The following is a 20,026-nucleotide window of genomic DNA, read 5'->3' as shown; positions in this document are numbered from 1 at the left end:
CTTACGCGAGTGTCACAATACTAATAAGAATTTTTTAGGTATGTTGTTGCCCTGTCTTCGCCTTTCTTTAGCGAAGACAGCCTTTCTTAAGTAATAGCTTTAAGGGTTCACCAATAGCAGCAATGATAAGTCAAAATCAATACAATCCCGATTCCTTGATCGTTAAATCAACCTTGCTTTTGTCGAGTACGCTAATTGTATTCGCAGCTGCAAGCCTGACACCTGCTCTGCCAGCAATGCAAGAATACTTTGCCGGGTTAAACAATGTTGGCTTGTGGGTAAAATTGGTGGTTGCTATTCCTTCTTTGTTTATACTTTTAGGAGCGCCAGTAGTTGGAATTGGAGTTGATTATATAGGACGAAAATCAATCCTAGTAATTTCAATTATTCTCTTTGGCTTGTTTGGAACTTTAGGATTTTTTATACCTTCCCTATTCTGGATTTTGGTAAGTCGTGCCCTTGTTGGTTTAGCTACAGCGGGAATTACTACTTCTGTCACCACATTAATAGGTGATTATTATCTGGGACAAGCAAGAGTCAAGGTGTTAGGTTTACAAGCTGCATTTATTGGAATTGGAGCCGTAACTGCATTGCTGACTGGTGGTGTTTTAGCAGATTTTGATTGGCGGAATCCTTTTCTGACTCATCTAATTGCTTTTTTATTATTACCTCTGATTTTATTGGTGATTAAGGAACCAGAAGGAATAGTTAATCAGCAGAAATCTGCATCAAGCGAATCTGTTCAGGCAGCAGCAAATCAGCCAGGTGGGGAACAACCTCAGCCTGCATCTACCCAAGTTAATGTACCAAAAAAAATATTAATATTTATTTATTTCACGGCGATGTTGGGAGAAGTGATGTTATATCTAGTTCCTGTACATTTGCCGTTTTACCTGCAAGCTATGACTGGCGCTAATGCTAAACAAAATAGTATAGCGATCGCGGCAATGACATTGTTTTTCATTATCGGTTCCTTATTGTTTGCCAAAGTAAAAGAGCGACTAGATTACATGACTATAGTTGTGGTTTCCCTTGGTCTTGTGAGTCTGAGTTATGAAATAGTTGGCTTGGTAAACGACTACAGATTGGTTTTATTGGGTTTAACAATATGCGGATTAGGTGCAGGGTTTTTAGTACCTAATTTAGATTCTTGGCTCACAGCTACAGTACCCGCTATCTATCGGGGACGTGCAGTGGGAGGACTAACCGCAGCAACATTTCTGGGGCAGTTTTTGTCACCAGTTCTTACTCAGCCATTAATTCAAAAGTTAGATTTCGATATTTACACAAACTATGGATTGGTATATATTCTTTCTGGCTGCGTGTTGACTATATTTGTCTTTATTACCTTTATCGTTGACCAGTTCAGGAAACAGGAATTGGAAGCACAGTCACTAAATTGATATACCTACTTAATTTGAGTATGAATAAGTACAAAAATAACTAATTACTAACGATATGTTAGTCTGTTTTCAATGGATAATTATCAGCGATCGCAGATAGGATAATTATCGGACTGAAAATGATATAATTCATCTTATTTAATTCAATTATTCAGAAATGAACCAAACTAAACAAATAGCAATTTATCTTTTTTCCTACGATGGCATCACTAGCTGGTGTTGTGGTGTCGGTACTGTTATTAGGCACTTTATTCACTCAATGCCTGTCGTTGCTGAGTATTTACAAGAGCATGGTTTGGAGACGGTATTCTATGCGGGCACACCATTTTATCATCCAGAATGTAGCTGGTATCGACCAGAAATGTTGCAAGAAACTAAAGAAATATGTCGATCGCTCTCAGGCGATGTCCTCTATCAATTGAATGGCACTGAAGGGGACGATCAATATGTTGATCTGGAGCAGTGGAAAGCCACATCAATTGGAGCAGCAAACCTCGCCATTAACTACTTTCAAAAACATGAGTTGAATATTGTTTTTACTAACGATCCTCCTTATTGTGGGGTGAGTTCTTTTCTGTTTCGACAATTAGCTAAATTTAAAGGCAATAAACCCATTGTGGTTTGGATTCCCCATAGTACCGGATTGATTCATGAGAAAAACACCAATGAAATTAGGTATAACTGGGAAAGGCAAGCGGTAATTGATGCTAACACCCATAAAGAGTGTTTTGTCGCTCATATTAATAATTTTATGAAAAATCATTTGCTGACTGACTATCACGCCTCTTTAGAAAGTTTAGTTCCTTTAACTAATGGCTTACCTTTATTTGAAGAATTAACTAGCCCTAATCCGCAAGAGGTAATTGAGAAATATGGATTACCATGCGATCGGGATATTGTTTTTGCTACGGGTAGGGCAGCAAAATACAAAGGCTTTGAGTACTTAGTCAAAGCATTTGCTGAATCACAAACAGACCATTCAGCGGAACTCGTGCTTCTGGTGACAAGTTTTGCCACTTCTCAAACTAAAGGCAGTTACCAGGAGATTATCCAACTATTTGCAGACCTACAAGTTCGGGGTAAAGTTATCCATCAATTTATTCCCCAAGAGGAACTGAGAGCAATTTTCCGATTACCAAACGTAAAATCAGTTGTTGTACCCTCCCTGGCAGAACCTTTTGGGATGATTCCCTTAGAAGTTAGACATTGGTGTAATGACAATAGCCCAGTTCTAGTTTGCTCAAAAGTTGATGGTTTGCAAGAATTAATTGAACATGGTGAAGATGGCTTTTTAGTTGATGTGCAAAATACCAGTCAATTTGCTCAAATTCTCACTCGTGCTGTAAATATGTCCAGGGAAGAGAGGAAAAGTTTTTGGCTTAAGGGTAAAGAAAAATTGCAGCGTAAGTACAGTTTGCCCAGGAATATTGCTGATTGTATTTTACAAATACTATCCAAATGAATCTTATAAGTTAGACAAAATTATCTTTGTTCTCTCTTCAATTGAACCAGAGGGAACTCGGATTACTTCATAACCAAACTGTCTATAACTTTCCTCTTGAAGTTTCTCTAGCATTAACGCTTCTTCAAGATTTTCGCCTCTAAAAACAGTATTTTCCATGACTCCCTGATGTTCAATAATAAAGATTTTTTCATATACTTTTTCCTGCTGCAATCGCTGAATTACTGATTGCATTAACTGGCTGGGATTTCGGTTTAAAAACCGATAATAGGTGAAAACGTCTAATAAGCCTCGATCTAAAAAAACTCTATGCAGCTTTGGGTTAATATTAACTTCCCTAGACAGTTGTAGCTTTAATACATTTTCTTCAAAATCAAGATCCAGTCGGGGTGCTGCTACTCCTACTGCTTTTTGATAGCGAATTAAGTCTTCTGCTGCTTCTCGAATGATTGTTTCACCGAGAATTTCTAAATGTAGTAAAAGGCTGGTTTTTCCGGCACCTGGCCCCCCTGTGAGTACATATTTTTTTACCATTTGTTAATCTGCTGAATTTTGCCAATTTGTGAAAGCGCGTGGGAGAATTTAGTGAGGAATTTTAACTCAAGTTGCTAGTTACAAGTCTGGCTCTTTCTTAGCCCCCCTTGTTAAGGGGGGTTGGGGGAATCTAAACCTACTAATCACAGCTAAAGATCCCCCTTAGCCTTACTCAAGGGGGGAACTCCGAAAGAATTAATAACTAGCAACTTGCGTAATTTTACTCAAAAGTTGTGGTAAGTCTTTCAAAGATTCCAATTCCCAAAACCGATCGGATGGCGTGTTTTCATGAGCGATCATTTCTACATGAGAAGTAACATGATAGGGTATATAAACAGCACTACCTCCAATCTCTAAAATTGGCAAAATATCAGATTTCATTGAGTTACCAACCATCAGTAAAGATGAAGCTGTTAGTTTATGTTTGTGAACAATTTTTTGATAAGTGTACTTATTTTTTTCAGCGACAATTTCAATAATAGAAAATAAGTCAGCTAAACCAGAAAGCTCTACCTTATTCATTTGGTGCATTAAATCACCTTTACTAATTAGCATTAGATTGTATGAATCTACTAATTGTTCTAAAGTAGATTTGACATCGGGAAGTAGTTCTAGAGGTGCTTCTAGCATCTGCTTACCGCAATCAATAATATATTGAATTTTCGTTTGCGGAATCTGTCCTGCGGAAATTTCCAGCGCCGTTTCAATCATTGATAAAGTAAAACCTGTGATTCCATAGCCAAATAGTCTAACGTTAGACATCTCAACCTTGGATAAGTTTTGATGTATAGTTTCTTCATCAGCATAAGGCTGTAACATTTGGTAGAACAATTTTTGTGTATCCTGAAAAATTACTTCATTGTGCCACAATGTATCGTCAGCATCGAAAGCGATCGTGTCAAACATACTTTTTTCCCTATTTTTGCAGCAGATTTTTTGAGAATAAGTTAATGTCTCTGATTTTCCAATTAATGAACTTATTGGCTAAATTTTCCCAAGTCTAAATTTCCGAATTCCATGCTGGATGTTCAGAAATTTTATTAATTACCAAATTATCATCATAGTAAAATGTAGCTTGATAAATTGGTTGATTAAAATCTAACACTTTGGGCAGGAATATGCGATCGGCTTCTGGCATATACAACTCTCCGGGATTTGCCAATGACCACCAGTTTAGTTTACCTTCCCGCCGATCGGAAATTAACGTTCCGCTAAAGCTAGTCACCACATAAATAAATATCATCCACTGCCAATCTGGGAGTGCAGAAGTTTCGGTAACAATACCCCTTAGTCTAGGATTATGAGCAGATAAACCAGTTTCTTCAATAAGTTCCCGAACGGCACATTGGTAAGGTGATTCTCCCGGTTCCAGCTTACCACCAGGCGCAATCCAGTATCCAATAAATGGCTCTTTGATGCGTTGTGCTAGTAAAACTTTACCATTTTCCACACAGTAAATCAGAGTAGTTAATTTAGGCATTCCAATCATTGCTTCACCAAATTATGACCCAAAATAGTGTTAATATTCAGTCCACTGATATTCGATCGTGCGATTAACTACAATACCTAATCTTTCACCTTGACGTTTACCCCTTTTAATATATGGTTCATTATGAACGTCAAAATCGAATATTGAAAGCTCCTTTAAAGCATATTTAATATTTTCAGCCACTACAACTATTTTAGTTCTTTTGTCAAAATTCATAGTAGCATGAAGGATTTCTGAGGAAGGATTTGGCGTTTCAACCAAGGTCAAAAACTCTCCAAAAGCTTCATGAGGACAGCTAACTTCATTAATGGCAAAACCCAAATTCTGCAAATGTTGAAAAATCAAAAACTCGTTCTGGAGAGACATTAAAGTTAATCCACTTTGTTTGCCACAAAATATCCCTAGAAAATAGGGAGAAGGACGACAGGTAATTTTTTCAACGCCGATCACTGGGCTTTGTGTCTCTGGGGAATAATATCCTTTAAATTCCCCAAAAGGAGCTTCATTAGCTAACTCTGGGAGAACTTTACCATGAATCACAATTTCTGATTCTATTGGTGCTGGTGGATAGGAATTATCGTCAATAATTATAGGTTGATCTGCTAACTTGGCGGCTGTTTCGTAACTGTCAATATCTGGTGCAATAGCCGCTGCTGCTGCCAAATAGGTACTCAATGGGCCACCATTAAATAAAGTGATTAAAGCCTCTTTTCCCCGAGAATGCCAACGTGCAGCAATTTTGTAAGCGTCGGTGCGGGGGTCCATGAAAATCACTGCGCGATCTTTTCCAACGATCAAGATCCGATATATTCCCAAATTAATTGCGCCTGTATCAGGATCGACTAAACTGCCAATAAATGAAGTCATGTATTTGCCAACATCTCTAGGCTGATGACGCATTATTGGCAAGCTTCCTAGTCCGTTTAATTCTTCAGTTGCTAGAGTTGCTTCTCTGATAACTTTAGCTTGGCTTTTATTCAAACGATTAGCCAGTACACCACCAATACTCTCTTCCGGTTTTACGTTTAAATAAGTTCGGAATAAGTCCTGGGTGAGCAAATTCATGATTACTCGAAATGAGGGATAATTCTGAATTTGATTGAATTGGAAAGTAGGATAGTAGCCGTAGCGATCGATCCACTGACTAATAAAGTGAGTAATGCCAAGATCGGGGTCAATTTGTTGATTGACCATAAACAATTTCGTCAATTTAAGGGCGTTCCGCATCTTGGTTAATTCTCCTTACCTTCCCAAGGGAAAATCACCCACCCATGAACAATACAACCACAGATGTCAACTACTTCTTCGGGAGAAGTTGTCCCTAAATTATCTTGATTGATCACCAAAGTTGCCGACACCACATTAGCATCCAAATCTTTTAAGATTTGCTTGGCATTACGTATTGTCATCCCTTCACCAACTATGTCATCTACCAGCAAAACGTTTTTACCTTTGATGAATTGTTCATTCAGTATCCCTCTGTAGTTCGCCCCTGTTTTCTCTGCATTGATATCATCTGAAGTGGTGCGGATAATATCAAGAACGGCAAAGTTTCGCACGCCTAAAGTGTGAGATAACATAACTGCGGGAATCAGTCCCGATCGGGAAATTCCCACAATTGTATCTATTGATTTTTGCTTGACTTCATCAGCTATCAAGCGAACCAAACCATTGATTTCATCCCAAGATATATAGTGCATTTTCTCTGAAAATATCGAACATTTTTCGGCTCTTTTCCACCCAGGTTATATTTGGCTTTTCAGCCCTCTGAATCAGCAAGGTTATCAATAAACCGCAATCATGGTTTAGTCAAAAGAATTTTGCCCGGAACTTTTTTGAGCAACCAAACTGCGGTAGTTGGGATGAATTTGAGTAGTTTTTGTTTGGATATGAGGTTTATTTTCTGCTTGTCCGGCTGGAGTAACGCGAATAAAACGAGCTTTCTCCCAAAATTCTGCAATTGACAAACTACCAGAGTAACTCATTCCTGAACGTAATCCACCAACAAGTTGAGTTAGGACATCTGCTACTGACCCTTTATACTCAAAAGTTGCGTCTACTCCTTCTGGTACATATTCTTTTACTTCCTTGTCTGTAATCTCTTCATTCCTAATTCTTTTCAGGGTTAGTTCTACACCTAAACTGGGAAAGCCTGTGGAGATTTTGTAGAGATTTCCATCTATTTCCATTAATTGTGCGGCACTTTCATCTGTTCCGGCTAACATACTGCCTAACATTACTGTTGATGCGCCAGCTGCGATCGCTTTAGCAATATCTCCCGAAGTGCGAATCCCACCATCTGCAATAATTGGTATTCCTTGTTTCCGGGCTTCATTAACACATTCTATAATTGCGGTTAGTTGCGGAACACCAGCGCCAGCAACTAAGCGAGTTGTGCAAACTCCACCAGGGCCAATACCTACTTTGACGGCATCAGCACCAGCTGCGATAAAGTCTGCTACAGCTTCAGCTGTCGCTACATTGCCACCGATGAGATCGATCTGAGGATAAAGTGCTTTCAGTTTGGATATAGTATCTAGTGCATAATCAGCGTGACCGTGAGCTATGTCAACTACTAAAATATCTACACCTTTATCGATTAATTGTTTTGCTCGTTCTAAATAGTCATCTTTAGTACCAATAGCCGCACCTACTAGAGGAAGATTGTTGGCATCTACAGAAGCTTTAGGGAAAATAGCTCGATCGATTACTGCACTTTTGACTTTTTCTACCAAAGCAGCTTGAATTTCCATCGTTGTCATGCGATGGATGATCCCAATTCCTCCCTGTTTAGCCATTGCGATCGCCATCGCTGCTTCCGTACACCAAGGGGTATTTGCTGAAATTACGGGAGTTTTGATGTCGATCCCTTTTGTTACCTTGGTTGATACATCCACTTCTTTTCGACTTCTGGCACTCGTGCGTTGCGGTACAAGTAAAACGTCATCGAATGTTAAACCTAGAGGTATTTGGGTTTCTGGTGTAATCATCTGCTTTTTTACTTAGATCTTTTACTATCTAGTTACAGGCTGTATCGGCAAACATTATACTTCTGTTCTGTAGCCATTTTGCATTGCTTGCAGAAATACTTACCTCTAGTGCCAGAAGATATTTATCTCTGCCAAGCTGCACTAGCTAGCGCGAACATCACATAATTCTCGACGTTTTAGAGATTCTCAGTCAGTATAGAGATAGATCGTCGTTCATCCTGATAATTTATCCAAAAACCCAACAAATTGAGTTTCTGGTTAGTCTCGCATTACTCGATTTCTGAATAAATATTTATCTGTGAGTTTAGCGATCGATCGACCCTTCTGTGATAGCAGAATTTATCTTGGTTAAACCTCCTCATTATGCGTCAATTAAATTACTCCATCCACAAGTCTTTTAACTGGATAGGAATTTTGCTAGGAATTTCTCTGCTGACAACTATGGGATCTACTTTTCCGGCAAAATCGGCAGAAAGAGTGCAAGTTTCTTTAGATATATTAGAACGGACAATTTCTGTCAATTCTTTGGAAGCTTATGCCAAAAGAGGTGTAGTTAACAAGGATTTAGCACCTTATATTCAATATATTAAACTCGAACAACAAGAGCAGTTGCGCCGGATTTTACTCAAACGTTTAGAAGTTAGACCGATCGCAGTTTCCCAATTCTTCAACACTCCCCAAGCAGAAATTTTACTGCGAAGATTAGGACAAGTTATTCAGACAGAATCAGGAGAATATGGTTCCCAAGCAATTCAACAAGCTTTAATTTCCGCTGCTAACGATCCAGAGGGAATTACCTTACTAAATGTGTTACGCAAATTTCCTGCGTCTGGAGTCAGAATTGATTTAGTAAAAGGTTTACAACTAGCGGATGATTTATCGAAATTAATTGAACAATCTAATAAAGCGATCGCAGCTGTAAATCAAGAAGCAGCTACTTTAGTTGCTAATCAAACTCCGGTAAAAATAGCTGCATTATCCAACTTACGTCAACCCGGATCTTACACTGTTAACAAACAAACAAAACAATTTCTAGATTTGCGCCGTAACCGCAGTTTGAAAGCCGATATTTATGTACCAATTCCTGATAATATTAATCAGCAACGAACCGCAGCACCAGTAATTGTAATTTCTCATGGTTTAGGTTCCGATCGCGAAACTTATGCTTATTTAGCTCAACATTTAGCTTCCTACGGATTCGCGGTTGCTGTCTTAGAACATCCGGGTAGTAACGCACAGCAATTACAAAATTTGTTTGAAGGTAAAGCGGAAGAAGTCGCACAACCTTACGAGTTTATTAATCGACCTTTAGATGTGAAGTTTCTCCTCGATGAATTAGAAAGACTTTCCCAAACTGATGTATTTTATCGAGGTCGCTTAAACACTCAAGAAGTGGGAATTATTGGTCAATCTTTTGGGGGTTATACTGCTTTAACTTTGGCGGGTGCAGATATCAATTTTAAGAGTTTGCAAAAGGATTGTGCGAGGATTAATTCTTCTTGGAATTTGTCGCTATTACTGCAATGTCGGGCTTTAATTTTACCAAATTATAACTATAACTTACGAGATCCGAGAATAAAATCAGCGATCGCAATTAATCCGATCGGTAGTAGTGTTTTTGGCAAAGATGGATTGAATAATATTAATATTCCCGTCGCTATAGTTGCGGGTACTGCTGATACAGTTGCACCCGCTTTGCCAGAACAAATTGCGCCTTTTACTTGGTTAAATAACCCCAACCGATATTTATTAATTATGAATAACGGAACGCACTTTTCCACTTTAGCTGAGTCGGAATCTAGTGTACCTTTGCCGTTATCAGTAATTGGCCCAAATCCTCAGTTAGCGCGTGATTACATGAAAGCTTTGAGTGTGGCTTTCTTTAAATTATATGTTGCCGATCGACCCGAATATCAAGCTTATCTAACTCCAGCTTACATTCAATATTTGAGTCAAGAACCTTTATCTTTGGGTTTGGTGCGATCGCTCACCGAAGCTGAGTTACAATTAGCTTTAGAACGTCCCTCACCAGCAACGGTGATCTCACCTAATAAACGCAACTAAAAATCATCAATTCTTAATTACTAAATCGTGCAAGGTTTTCTCAACTTAAACAAACCATTTGGTATTACTTCTCACGACTGCGTAGCTAAAGTTCGCCGTCTCCTACGCCAAAAAAAAGTCGGACATGGTGGCACATTAGATCCCGCAGCAACAGGAGTTTTACCCATAGCTTTAGGCAAAGCAACTCGCCTGTTACAATACCTGCGAGAAGATAAGGCATATCGCGCCACTATTAAATTAGGAATAACTACCACTACCGACGATTTACAAGGAGAAATAATTGCCGAAAAGTCGGCAGATAAATTATCTTTAGAACAGGTGAAAATAGCTCTAGAAAAATTTCAAGGAACTATTCAACAAATCCCACCTAATTATAGTGCAATTCAAGTGCAAGGTAAACGGTTGTATGACTTAGCCCGTGCCGGAGAAACTATTACAGTTACCTCTAGACCTGTGGAAATTCATCAAATAGAAATCTTAGATTGGCGTAGCGGAGAATTTCCCGAACTAGACTTAGAAATTGCTTGTGGGCCTGGTACTTATATTAGAGCGATCGCACGAGATTTAGGCATAGCTTTACAAACAGGGGGAACACTCGCCGCCTTAACTCGTACCGCCAGTTGTGGATTACGATTAACCGAAAGTTTGACTTTTCCAGAGTTAGAAACTCAAATAGAACAAGGAACATTTAATCCCATTCCACCAGCAGCAGCATTAAAACATTTAGCAACAATCAACTTATCAGCAAAGGAAGCTAAAGCTTGGTGTCAAGGTCAACGAATTCTCCTATCAAATATTCTGCCCGAACATCTAGGAGATTTCCAACAGATTTATCATGAAGATCGACGCTTTTTAGGAATTGGTAAACTACTGAACACCGATGAGAATTTCTTGTTAATTCCGCAAATGGTATTTGCACCGGAGTAAACATCGACAGGGAACAAATGAAGTTTGTAGTTACGACTTCAGTCGTTTTCCCACAAACCAACTTTATTATCAATCTTGTCTGTCTTCATCAAGCTTCATTCGTGCTTTGGTGACGACGACGCAACCCTAAGAAAGAACCTACACCCAACAAAGCCAGCATTGCAGAAGGTTCAGGTACGCCTACCGCAGTACCTTCAATACCACGAATCGCAACCACTACATCATTAAAATCGCGGTCAGATTTTTGGTTGCTACCACCAGTTGCGCCTTTAGCTCCAAACAAATCTTCAAAACCGATTAATACCCAGTTTTCGCCACCAGCCTTCACATTATAAGCAACCATGTGTTGTAATCCATCTGGGTTGTTCTCAGCAACAGCACCGTAGCGCCGAGTGTTGCTGCCATTAGGAGCAAGAAATAAAGATAATTGAGTATCGCCTTGGTAGCTGCCTAAACTGAAACCTTGACCTAAACTCATTGGCCCATTTGCTTCTTTGATAATGCTATTGGGAGAAGCAATATCACCCCAAATTAACTGTTCTGGGCCATTATTTACAGAATAGTAAAGAGCGTTTCTAAAACTTGCTCCTTCATTAATAAAGTAAATCTCTGCGTCATTCACACCATTTGCCCATCTTAAACTAGTAGGATCTAGCTCTAAAAGCTCGGCTCCTTGAAGTTGTAAACGCTCTTGTTGAACATATTGATTGAACTCAGCCCACATTGAATTACTTAATTGCAAAGCACGAGCAGTTGTAGTGTAAAAAATGCTAGTAACTGAAGCTGTAGCAATGATTAATCCAGTTAAAAATTTAGATTGCATCTATCTATTCCTCGAATTGCTGTAAGGATCAAAAATTTTCGCTCTGTTATTAATTTCTTCTAATATTTTGTAGGCAGCAATAGTTTTGCCCCGGTTTAATTAAATCTTCATAGTAATCAAGTTATATGTAAAAGTATTGTTAATTTGCTAAAATGTAGCGATAAATTTCCTGAAGCTGTCGATCGTTTAATTTAAAGTTTTACTTAACTTTATGGTTGAATTTACTAAAAATTCTTATTTAAATTTAATTCCTGCAAAAATAATTCTGCAAAAAATTTTTTCCTGCGGTTATTACGTATTTATGCTGACCAAGCCAAATTTTAATAAGTAGTTATACTGTAATTTTACCTTTGGGATTAATATATAGAATAAAAACGATCGCTAAAAATGTTGATTTCCAGACACCCAAAACTAACCCAGGTTTTTGCCACCTAACTTTCCCACAGCCCTGTAAGCTATCTGGATTACCAAAAATTCCCTATGAAGTTGCTAACTTAGAACAAATACAACTTACTATACCAGAGGAAAAGAAATGAGTCGGGATAATGCAAGAGGAATTATCAATGAGTTAAAAGCCCAGGTGTTGATCTTGGGTGGAACTGTTGCCCTAATGTGGATTATGGAATTTTTCGACCTAATTGTTTTCCGCGGTGGACTGAATTACTTTGGGATCGTTCCCGGTTCAGCTATTGGACTGCGGGGCATCTTATTCGCACCATTTCTACATGGAGACTTCGTACACCTAGCAGCTAATACCATTCCCTTCGTGACTCTTGGCTGGTTAATTATGTTACGAGAAACCAGCGATTTTTTCATTGTTACTGCCATTTCAATGTTAGTTAGTGGTCTAGGTGTTTGGTTATTTGCACCACCTAATAGTATTCATATTGGTGCTAGTGGAGTTGTGTTTGGATATCTGGGTTATTTACTATTTAGAGGCTATTTTCAACGTAGTCCCGGATCGATTCTTTTATCATTAATTGTTCTGTTGATTTACGGTGGTATGATTTGGGGTGTTTTACCAAACCAAATGGGAATTTCTTGGCAAGGGCATTTATTTGGCTTTGTGGGTGGTGCGATCGCTGCTCGTCTACTTTCCCAACCAAAACGCTGAATTCTAGCAGCAACAATCCTAGTAACCGTTAACACATTTCAATTACCCAATCCGCTAATTAAAAATGCCGAAAAATCAAGACAGTTGACGAGAGGAACTTAACTTAGCGATACTGTTGGTCTATCGGGGGGCAGATGCAAAAGCTACCTAAGCCCTGTAAAGTGAGGAGTTTAATCTGATGACCAATTTGTGTCAAAAAGTTGCTTTAGCTGGTGCTGCTGTTGTTGCAGTTGCAGCTACTATTATTATTGCTGAGTCTGCGTCGGCTCAAACTGTTACTATTTGCCAAAGCGTTAATTTTCAAACTACAAAATGTTCAATTAATACCAGACGTGGCGTATTCCTGGACAGACAATTATCTCGCGCTTCTTGCATACGTGGTGTGGATTGGGATTACGGCAGAGGTTTTGTTTGGGTAAGAAACGGATGTCGCGCTGAATTTCGGTCAAGTGGTGGCTGGGATGAGGGCGATCGCGATCGGGATTGGGATCGCAATCGCGATCGCGATCGCGAAGAGTATTGTATCGAAGAAGAAACTTTCTATACAGGAAACCGAAAACGCCCTGTTCGTCGCTCCCGAAGAGTTCCCTGTCCCTAGAGAGGGCAGATGGGCAGGGGGGCAGAGGCGAGGAAAACTCTAAACTCCCCCATCTCCCCAGTCCCCAGTCCCCAATCCCCAATCCCCAATCCCCAAACTTACTTTTTCATTGTTCGCGGATGATGGGCACGACAGGGACTACCCCAGCAAACTTGTCCTGCTGGCAAAGAGCGAAAGACGCTACTGCGTGCGCCGACTATTGTATTTGCACCAATTTCTACACCTGGGCCAACGAAGCAATCAGTGGCTACCCAAACGCCGTTACCGATCGCAATCGGCGCAGTAACTAAACTAAAAGTTGAGTCTTGAAAGTCGTGATTTCCGGTGCAAAGGTAGCATTTTTGGGAAATGACGCTGTGACAACCGATACGAATGTCATCCAAACTGTAGAAAACTACGTCGTCACCAATCCAGCTGTAATCGCCGATTTCTACTTTCCAAGGGTAGGTGAAGCGGGCGGTGGGTCGAATCACGACTCCTTTGCCGATTTTGGCACCGAATAAACGCAGTAAAGCAGATCTGGGTGCGTGGAGTTGGTGGGGTGTTAGGGGAAATGCGATCGCTTGCACCAACCACCACAGTAAAATTACCCAACCGGAACGACCGCGATCGAAACCTGATTGATCGTACTTCCGTAAATCCATCCAAGGTTCTGCATCCAACCAAGACTCTTTTTTGGATGCAGAAATTGGATCGACTGGTTCAGGAACCCACTGAGTCATAAGCTTTAGAATCGCTAGGGGTAGCCGGATCGGTTGTGGGTGTTAGAGTTTTTGGGGGAGTAGCGGGTTGTGGGGCATTGTTTAACTGACCACCAAAACGGCGTAATTCGTAGAGTTTTACCCCAATTTGATATTCGTATTGGCTCAAAAGTCTAGCATAAGTGTATCCGGCTCTCCCATCCAAAAAGCCTAATTGAAACACATAACTGAGCAAAAAGCGCAGAGTTGGTTTAAAAGGTAAGCGCACCCAAACTTTCTTTAAAAAGCGTTTGCGTTGAACGGCATCCCCCAAAATATTAGCGCCGATCGTCCCATCATCTCCTCTACCAGTTAACAAGTTCAAATAAACGCGAGCTTCCCAATTAGAATAACGATTATGTCGTTCTAACCAGTGATAAACATCGCGAAAATCAATGTGAAGCATATCATTTTCTAGATATCCAACCTTGCCCTCTAAAATTACGTGCTCATGAACTTCATTATCACCAGTGTTGCGAATTTCTTCGGTTCCTAAGTTTTCATAACGGCCTTTTTGGTGACGGAATAAACGTAAATTCCAATCAGGATATCTTCCACCGTGACGAATCCAAGTTCCCAGGAAAAAGACTCTCCGATTTAAGTAATAACCGTTGTAATCTGGGTTTTCAATGGCAGCGGCAATTTCTGCCCACAGTTCTGGGGTAATGCGTTCGTCACAATCAACAATTAACACCCACTCATTGCGGAAGGGCAAATTTTCTAATGACCAATTTTTCTTTTTCGGCCAGCGACCGTTAAAGTAAAACTGAACTACATTTGCGCCATATTTTTGGGAAATTTCCCCGCTGGCATCGCTGCTTTGGGAATCCACGACAAAAACTTCGTCTGCTACTGCGACACTTTCTAAACAAGCTGGCAAGTTAGCTTCTTCGTTTTTAGCTGGAATCAGCACGGAAACCGGGATTTTTTGGGCTGTGGCAGTCATGTTAGTGGTGCTTAATTTAGCAATAAACTTCAAGATAATCAGCAATTTAGCTTTCGGAGAAAGTCACTCATTGCCTGATATTATTTTTCCCGCTTGGTGGCAGAAAATAACCCCATGATTACGCTCATTAAATATCCAATTTGACCGTAGCTATAGACTAAATTTTCAAACCTTCGATCGGGATAGCGAAAATATTTCATTGTTTTATAAACACCATACATCAAGCGTTCGCCACCTCTTCCTAGTTGCTTGACTCCAGCTTTTCCGACTAGTTGTTCGCGGTAATATTCGCTGATGCCTTGCCACCAACCCCGGCTGAAAAACCATTGGGGGTTGATTCTTTCTGGGGAAACGTTATGCTGTACTAAAGCTTCCGGGAGATAGGCGACTTGCCAACCTCGGTTTAAAGCTTGTTCTGTCATTAGTAGTTCTTCGTTGGATAGTAATTTTTTCCCGACTCGACCCAGGTTAATGTCAAAACCTCCGATTTCTGCTAAAAACTTGCGTCGAATTGAATAGTTTAAGCCTCTTGGAGTTAAGCCTGGGCGATCGATATAAACTATTTTGTCACCCAGATCGTAAGCACCCAAATTTCCCGCTAAGTCGTCGGACAGCCAAGCTGGGGGTAAGATACCTTCAGGCCAAATTAATGTAACTTTGCCTCCAGCGATCGCTAGTTTTTCGTTGCTTTGATAAGCTGTGTACAGCACGCTCAGCCAATGGGGGCTAGCTACGGCATCATCATCTAGATAAGCGAGAATCTGACTTGTTGCTGATTGAGCGCCCGTGTTGCGAGCTACTGATAATCCCGTGACTGATTCGTATATATATTTCACGCTAGGGCGTGCTTGAACTATTTCACGGGTGCGATCGCTTGAAGCGTTGTCTACAACAATTATTTCATAATCTGGAAAATCTTGTGCTAGCAAACTATCAATAGCCGCACCTAAATATTTTTCTCGATTATGTGTACAGATAATTGCAGAAATTTTCGGCATAAACTTCCGCCTAATTGTTAACTAGCTTATCGCTGGTTTACGAAAAGCTACATTTGTCACCAAAAGTTTTAATTATTACTTTTTGGAGATGAACTAAAAAAAATTAGCCATGAGCTTTTCTCATGCTACCAAATAAAACTCCTGGTAGATATCCGTGAAATCTTTGACACGGGTATAATTATTAAGTACCTTTGATTACGTAGGGAAAAAGCTCAGGTTTGATTGCCCAGTTTGTTTAGGTATCATTAATTTATGACTAAACCATCTAAAAAACGAGTAATTTTAGTAGCTGGGCCTGCGCGATCGGGGAAAAGTGAGTGGGCGGAATCCTTGGCATTAGCATCAGGAAAATCTGTGATTTATGTAGCTACTGCGACCAAAAATCTTGATGATAGCGAGTGGATGGAAAGAATTACGCAACACGCTCAACGCCGTCCAGCGAGTTGGCAAACTTGGGAAGTACCTGTGGATTTAGCCGCAACTATTGAGTCGGCAAAAAGTAGTGTTTGCTTACTGGTAGATTCTTTGGGAACATGGGTAGCTAATTTATTAGAGTACGATCGAACTCAATGGCAGGAAATCTTAAAAGAATTGTTAGAAATTATTGAGAATTGTGATTGTGATGTCATATTTGTAGCAGAGGAAACAGGCTGGGGTGTAGTTCCGGCATATCCAGCAGGTAGACTTTTTCGCGATCGCTTAGGCAGTTTGGTACGTGAAGTAGGAGCGATCGCCAATCCCACTTATTTAGTCACAGCAGGTCATGTTTTAAATTTAAGTCAATTGGGTAGTCCCTTAAACAACAAAGAATAATTACGATTACCAAACTGGGGAAATAAATAATTTCTTTCTCTTGGGAGAAGATTCATAAAGGCTATGATTGATTGAGCCGGAAAATTTATTCCTTTTTATAGCTGAGTTAATCCTCTGCCAGCTGGAAACATAATTTCAAAAAACAAACTAAGATGAGGAGATAGTTGTGAGATATTCGAGATAATATCTCTTGGTCCCTAGTTTTAACCAGAGATTGAATTAAAAGTTATGGCATCTGAAGAACAAGTTAAACAATACATTGCCTATTGGTTTCAACTAGGAAAGAGAGTTTTGATTCGCAATGGCAGAGAAGCTTTATTGCCTCAAAGAGTGATCCAAGGCGATCGCTACAGCGACGAATTTGGAGAATGTTGGCAGCGAATAATTGCACCTGATTCTGGCGATTGTTATCTCGAAGGTACGCAAGAAACTATTGCCGAATTGCTGACACCTACTTGGGATTTAAATCCTTGCGCTCGTTGTTCCATGCCAATTCCAGTCAGAAATTTAGGTTTACCACCTAATAATTGTCCTTGCTCTGATTTACCCACTTGGCCTAATTTGGAGACTCCTTTACCGCGATCGCCAGTTGACACCCAAGTACATTTAAATGATTTAATTAGCCGTTTGCTAAAAAAAGAAAGAAGTGAGGATCTAGAACAATCCTCTAGGGAGAATCTCAAGGAAAAAGTAGAATAGACCTGGATTCCGATTCCGAGTTAAGTGTGAAAATATTCCTTTAAGTTTTTCCACTTTTCTTTACAATAGATAGAGTAATTTTAAGGAAAGTATACTTAAATTTAGTTCTATCAAATTAGAATCTAATTGATATTTATGTAACAGAAAAAAAGCTGGAAAATTCAGACAATCTAAAGATTAGATCTGATGGGGAACCAAACTAGATTGAATCTGAGACAATAAGAGGATTCATGAGGTTTGTAAACATAGAACATGGCAGTTTATCACAGTTACACTTACGGTAATTTCAAATTACTACAAGGACAACCTATTCCTTTTGGTGCTACTCCAGTACCAGGAGGAGTGAGTTTTTCTCTTTACTCTCGTCACGCCACAGCAGCAACATTAGTATTATTCAAAAAAGATGCCTCAGAACCTTATGCTGAAATTCCTTTTCCTAGTGAGTTTCGCTTAGGTAATGTGATGAGCATGATTGTTTTAGGTTTACCAAATTACGAAGACTTAGAATATGGATATCGTGTAGATGGTCCTGACAACCCGGAAGCAGGTCACAGATTTGATCGCAACAAGATTCTTCTAGATCCATACTCTACTTGTGTAGGTGGTAGAGATGTTTGGGGAAATTCTTTAAGAGAGGATGATATTTACCCTTATCGGGGACAAATTATTAGTAAAGAATTTGATTGGGAAGGCGATCGACCATTAGAAATTCCCGCCGAAGATTTAATTATTTACGAAATGCACGTCCGCGGTTTTACTCGTCACCCTTCCTCTGGAGTTAAACCAGAACACCAAGGTACTTTTGCCGGACTACAAGAAAAAATTCCCTACCTGAAAGAATTGGGAATTAACTGTGTAGAATTAATGCCAATTTTTGAGTTTGACGAGTTAGATAACACGCGACATAATCCCTTTAATGATGAAAGATTATTTAACTACTGGGGCTATAATACTGTAGGTTTTTATGCTCCAAAAGCTGGTTATGCTGCCACAGGTAAATATGGAAATCAAGCAACTGAACTAAAAACTTTAGTTAAAGAACTACACAGAAATGGCATTGAAGTAATTTTAGATGTAGTGTTTAACCATACCGCCGAAGGAAACGAAAATGGCCCAACTATTTCTTTTCGAGGTTTAGATAATAAAACCTATTATATGCTCACTCCCGAAGGGCTTTATTATAACTTTAGTGGTTGCGGTAACACGCTCAATTGTAATCATCCAATCGTGAGACAATTTGTAGTAGATTGTTTGCGTTTTTGGGCATCAACATATCACATTGATGGTTTTAGATTTGATTTAGCTTCGATTTTAGGAAGGGATACCAAAGGTGTACCTTTAACTAATCCACCATTGTTAGAAAGTTTAGCTTACGATCCTGTTTTAGCTAAGTGTAAATTAATTGCTGAAGCTTGGGACGCTGGCGGACTTTATCAAGTTGGTTCTTTTCCCAATTATGACCGTTGGGGAGAGTGGAATGGTAAATATCGGGATGCAGTACGGAAGTTTATTAAAGGCGATCCTTTAGTCGGAGAAATGGTGCAACGGATTCAAGGTTCGCCGGATTTGTATGCTTGGACAGAGAGAACTGTGGATAGTTCAGTAAACTTTATTACTGCCCATGATGGTTTCACTTTAGCAGATTTGGTAGCTTATAACGAAAAACATAATGAAGCTAATGGTGAGGAAAGTCGAGATGGATCGAATGATAATTTTAGCTGGAATTGTGGAGTTGAAGGCGAAACTGACGATCGAGAAATAATTAAATTGCGCCGACGGCAAATGAAGAATGCGATCGCCATTTTAACAGTGAGTCAAGGCATACCGATGTTACTAATGGGTGATGAGATGGCGCGATCGCAACAAGGAAATAATAACGCCTATTGCCACGATTCAGAGTTAAGTTGGCTAAATTGGAATTTATTAGAAACTAATCAAGACTTTTTCCAATTCGTGAAAAATTGCCTTGCTTTTCGTAATCTCCATCCTGTATTAAGAAATCGGGAATACTTCCGCAATAAAGACTATATGGAAAGCGGTTATCCCGATATTAGTTGGCATGGTGTTTACGCCTGGAAACCTGATTGGGCAAGCTATTGTCGCACCTTAGCTTTTATGGTTTGTGGCAAACACGCCAAAGGAGGAACAGTCAAAGACGACTCAATTTATGTAGCAATGAATATGCACTGGGAAAGCCACTGGTTTGAATTACCCAAATTACCCTCAGAAGTACAATGGCACATTTTTGTTAATACTTGGCTTGACTTTCCTGAAGATATTTACCAACCGGGAAATGAGCCCGTTTTAACGGAACAAGACGGGATTTTAGTCGGAGATCGATCGGTGGTAATTTTAGTTGCTAAATAAGGGACTGGGGACTGGGGACTGGGGACTGGGGACTAGGCAATAAGAGCAGATAAGAAAAA

The 20,026-nt window shown here is 39.7% G+C and carries 19 protein-coding genes; 9 read left to right on the top strand and 10 right to left on the bottom strand.

Annotation, left to right across the window (positions count from 1 at the left end; all coding sequences use genetic code 11):
- The first annotated feature begins 122 nt into the window (after positions 1 to 122).
- Together ACE1B6_RS26925 and ACE1B6_RS26920 are read left to right on the top strand one after the other, a co-directional pair.
- Positions 123 to 1,403, top strand: coding sequence for an MFS transporter (locus ACE1B6_RS26925; RefSeq protein ID WP_413260367.1), 1,281 nt, complete (start codon positions 123 to 125; stop codon positions 1,401 to 1,403).
- 157 nt (positions 1,404 to 1,560) lie between these two features.
- On the top strand, positions 1,561 to 2,865 hold the full coding sequence (locus tag ACE1B6_RS26920) for a glycosyltransferase family 4 protein (protein ID WP_413260366.1): 1,305 nt from the start codon (positions 1,561 to 1,563) through the stop codon (positions 2,863 to 2,865).
- A 3-nt stretch (positions 2,866 to 2,868) separates the two neighbouring features.
- Here the strand turns inward: ACE1B6_RS26920 and ACE1B6_RS26915 are convergent, their stop codons facing one another.
- From ACE1B6_RS26915 to guaB, 6 genes are all read right to left on the bottom strand, one after another.
- The gene (locus ACE1B6_RS26915) at positions 2,869 to 3,399 is read right to left on the bottom strand and encodes an AAA family ATPase (RefSeq protein ID WP_413260365.1); all 531 of its coding nucleotides are present in this window, start codon (positions 3,397 to 3,399) and stop codon (positions 2,869 to 2,871) included.
- A 195-nt stretch (positions 3,400 to 3,594) separates the two neighbouring features.
- Positions 3,595 to 4,305: an HAD family hydrolase gene (locus ACE1B6_RS26910; RefSeq protein WP_413260364.1), complete on the bottom strand. Its 711-nt coding sequence runs from the start codon at positions 4,303 to 4,305 to the stop codon at positions 3,595 to 3,597.
- 94 nt (positions 4,306 to 4,399) lie between these two features.
- Positions 4,400 to 4,888 carry an NUDIX hydrolase gene (locus tag ACE1B6_RS26905; RefSeq protein WP_413260363.1) on the bottom strand — a complete coding sequence of 163 codons (489 nt, stop codon included), beginning with the start codon at positions 4,886 to 4,888 and terminating at the stop codon, positions 4,400 to 4,402.
- Positions 4,889 to 4,918: 30 nt separating this feature from the next.
- Entirely contained in the window at positions 4,919 to 6,115 is a 1,197-nt protein-coding gene (locus ACE1B6_RS26900; RefSeq protein WP_413260362.1) for a UbiD family decarboxylase, read from the bottom strand.
- Between the two features lie 5 nt (positions 6,116 to 6,120).
- Complete coding sequence (locus ACE1B6_RS26895; protein WP_413260361.1) at positions 6,121 to 6,588, bottom strand: phosphoribosyltransferase; 468 nt, start codon at positions 6,586 to 6,588, stop codon at positions 6,121 to 6,123.
- 105 nt (positions 6,589 to 6,693) lie between these two features.
- Positions 6,694 to 7,878: an IMP dehydrogenase gene (gene guaB / locus ACE1B6_RS26890; protein WP_413260360.1), complete on the bottom strand. Its 1,185-nt coding sequence runs from the start codon at positions 7,876 to 7,878 to the stop codon at positions 6,694 to 6,696.
- A 363-nt stretch (positions 7,879 to 8,241) separates the two neighbouring features.
- Between guaB and ACE1B6_RS26885 the strand changes: the two genes are divergently transcribed.
- Both ACE1B6_RS26885 and truB read left to right on the top strand, forming a co-directional pair.
- Positions 8,242 to 9,942: an alpha/beta hydrolase gene (locus ACE1B6_RS26885; RefSeq protein WP_413260359.1), complete on the top strand. Its 1,701-nt coding sequence runs from the start codon at positions 8,242 to 8,244 to the stop codon at positions 9,940 to 9,942.
- A gap of 27 nt (positions 9,943 to 9,969) precedes the next feature.
- Complete coding sequence (gene truB / locus ACE1B6_RS26880) at positions 9,970 to 10,869, top strand: tRNA pseudouridine(55) synthase TruB (protein WP_413260358.1); 900 nt, start codon at positions 9,970 to 9,972, stop codon at positions 10,867 to 10,869.
- Between the two features lie 88 nt (positions 10,870 to 10,957).
- Here the strand turns inward: truB and ACE1B6_RS26875 are convergent, their stop codons facing one another.
- Complete coding sequence (locus tag ACE1B6_RS26875) at positions 10,958 to 11,692, bottom strand: DUF4114 domain-containing protein (RefSeq protein ID WP_413260357.1); 735 nt, start codon at positions 11,690 to 11,692, stop codon at positions 10,958 to 10,960.
- 532 nt (positions 11,693 to 12,224) lie between these two features.
- Between ACE1B6_RS26875 and ACE1B6_RS26870 the strand changes: the two genes are divergently transcribed.
- Complete coding sequence (locus ACE1B6_RS26870) at positions 12,225 to 12,806, top strand: rhomboid family intramembrane serine protease (protein ID WP_413260356.1); 582 nt, start codon at positions 12,225 to 12,227, stop codon at positions 12,804 to 12,806.
- A 178-nt stretch (positions 12,807 to 12,984) separates the two neighbouring features.
- Positions 12,985 to 13,404 carry a DUF3011 domain-containing protein gene (locus ACE1B6_RS26865; RefSeq protein WP_413260355.1) on the top strand — a complete coding sequence of 140 codons (420 nt, stop codon included), beginning with the start codon at positions 12,985 to 12,987 and terminating at the stop codon, positions 13,402 to 13,404.
- Positions 13,405 to 13,502: 98 nt separating this feature from the next.
- Here the strand turns inward: ACE1B6_RS26865 and hpsU are convergent, their stop codons facing one another.
- The 3 genes from hpsU to ACE1B6_RS26850 all read right to left on the bottom strand — a co-directional run bounded on the left by hpsU (position 13,503) and on the right by ACE1B6_RS26850 (position 16,088).
- On the bottom strand, positions 13,503 to 14,048 hold the full coding sequence (gene hpsU / locus ACE1B6_RS26860; protein ID WP_413260388.1) for a hormogonium polysaccharide biosynthesis acetyltransferase HpsU: 546 nt from the start codon (positions 14,046 to 14,048) through the stop codon (positions 13,503 to 13,505).
- Between the two features lie 58 nt (positions 14,049 to 14,106).
- Positions 14,107 to 15,090 (bottom strand): glycosyltransferase family 2 protein, encoded by a 984-nt coding sequence (locus tag ACE1B6_RS26855; protein ID WP_413260354.1) that lies wholly within the window; start codon positions 15,088 to 15,090, stop codon positions 14,107 to 14,109.
- An 80-nt stretch (positions 15,091 to 15,170) separates the two neighbouring features.
- The gene (locus ACE1B6_RS26850) at positions 15,171 to 16,088 is read right to left on the bottom strand and encodes a glycosyltransferase family 2 protein (protein WP_413260353.1); all 918 of its coding nucleotides are present in this window, start codon (positions 16,086 to 16,088) and stop codon (positions 15,171 to 15,173) included.
- A gap of 252 nt (positions 16,089 to 16,340) precedes the next feature.
- On the opposite strand from ACE1B6_RS26850, the gene cobU reads away from it, so the two are divergent.
- From cobU to glgX, 3 genes are all read left to right on the top strand, one after another.
- Positions 16,341 to 16,901: a bifunctional adenosylcobinamide kinase/adenosylcobinamide-phosphate guanylyltransferase gene (cobU, locus tag ACE1B6_RS26845; protein ID WP_413260352.1), complete on the top strand. Its 561-nt coding sequence runs from the start codon at positions 16,341 to 16,343 to the stop codon at positions 16,899 to 16,901.
- A 228-nt stretch (positions 16,902 to 17,129) separates the two neighbouring features.
- Positions 17,130 to 17,600, top strand: a complete 471-nt coding sequence (locus ACE1B6_RS26840; protein ID WP_413260351.1) for a hypothetical protein — start codon at positions 17,130 to 17,132, stop codon at positions 17,598 to 17,600.
- 252 nt (positions 17,601 to 17,852) lie between these two features.
- Positions 17,853 to 19,967: a glycogen debranching protein GlgX gene (gene glgX, locus ACE1B6_RS26835; protein WP_413260350.1), complete on the top strand. Its 2,115-nt coding sequence runs from the start codon at positions 17,853 to 17,855 to the stop codon at positions 19,965 to 19,967.
- Positions 19,968 to 20,026 lie beyond the last annotated feature (59 nt).

Source organism: Floridaenema fluviatile BLCC-F154 (assembly GCF_041929135.1).
GTDB lineage: Bacteria > Cyanobacteriota > Cyanobacteriia > Cyanobacteriales > Aerosakkonemataceae > Floridanema > Floridanema fluviatile.
This window is presented reverse-complemented; position numbering and strand designations above follow the sequence as displayed.

Excerpts from the sequence above, each read along its gene's own strand:
- glgX (WP_413260350.1), top strand. The coding sequence starts at position 17,853 with ATGGCAGTTTATCACAGTTACACTTACGGTAATTTCAAATTACTACAA.
- ACE1B6_RS26875 (WP_413260357.1), bottom strand. The coding sequence starts at position 11,692 with ATGCAATCTAAATTTTTAACTGGATTAATCATTGCTACAGCTTCAGTT.
- ACE1B6_RS26925 (WP_413260367.1), top strand. The coding sequence starts at position 123 with ATGATAAGTCAAAATCAATACAATCCCGATTCCTTGATCGTTAAATCA.
- ACE1B6_RS26895 (WP_413260361.1), bottom strand. The coding sequence starts at position 6,588 with ATGCACTATATATCTTGGGATGAAATCAATGGTTTGGTTCGCTTGATA.
- ACE1B6_RS26910 (WP_413260364.1), bottom strand. The coding sequence starts at position 4,305 with ATGTTTGACACGATCGCTTTCGATGCTGACGATACATTGTGGCACAAT.
- ACE1B6_RS26870 (WP_413260356.1), top strand. The coding sequence starts at position 12,225 with ATGAGTCGGGATAATGCAAGAGGAATTATCAATGAGTTAAAAGCCCAG.
- ACE1B6_RS26850 (WP_413260353.1), bottom strand. The coding sequence starts at position 16,088 with ATGCCGAAAATTTCTGCAATTATCTGTACACATAATCGAGAAAAATAT.
- ACE1B6_RS26865 (WP_413260355.1), top strand. The coding sequence starts at position 12,985 with ATGACCAATTTGTGTCAAAAAGTTGCTTTAGCTGGTGCTGCTGTTGTT.
- ACE1B6_RS26855 (WP_413260354.1), bottom strand. The coding sequence starts at position 15,090 with ATGACTGCCACAGCCCAAAAAATCCCGGTTTCCGTGCTGATTCCAGCT.
- ACE1B6_RS26885 (WP_413260359.1), top strand. The coding sequence starts at position 8,242 with ATGCGTCAATTAAATTACTCCATCCACAAGTCTTTTAACTGGATAGGA.
- ACE1B6_RS26920 (WP_413260366.1), top strand. The coding sequence starts at position 1,561 with ATGAACCAAACTAAACAAATAGCAATTTATCTTTTTTCCTACGATGGC.
- hpsU (WP_413260388.1), bottom strand. The coding sequence starts at position 14,048 with ATGGATTTACGGAAGTACGATCAATCAGGTTTCGATCGCGGTCGTTCC.
- guaB (WP_413260360.1), bottom strand. The coding sequence starts at position 7,878 with ATGATTACACCAGAAACCCAAATACCTCTAGGTTTAACATTCGATGAC.
- ACE1B6_RS26840 (WP_413260351.1), top strand. The coding sequence starts at position 17,130 with ATGGCATCTGAAGAACAAGTTAAACAATACATTGCCTATTGGTTTCAA.
- ACE1B6_RS26915 (WP_413260365.1), bottom strand. The coding sequence starts at position 3,399 with ATGGTAAAAAAATATGTACTCACAGGGGGGCCAGGTGCCGGAAAAACC.
- cobU (WP_413260352.1), top strand. The coding sequence starts at position 16,341 with ATGACTAAACCATCTAAAAAACGAGTAATTTTAGTAGCTGGGCCTGCG.
- ACE1B6_RS26900 (WP_413260362.1), bottom strand. The coding sequence starts at position 6,115 with ATGCGGAACGCCCTTAAATTGACGAAATTGTTTATGGTCAATCAACAA.
- ACE1B6_RS26905 (WP_413260363.1), bottom strand. The coding sequence starts at position 4,888 with ATGATTGGAATGCCTAAATTAACTACTCTGATTTACTGTGTGGAAAAT.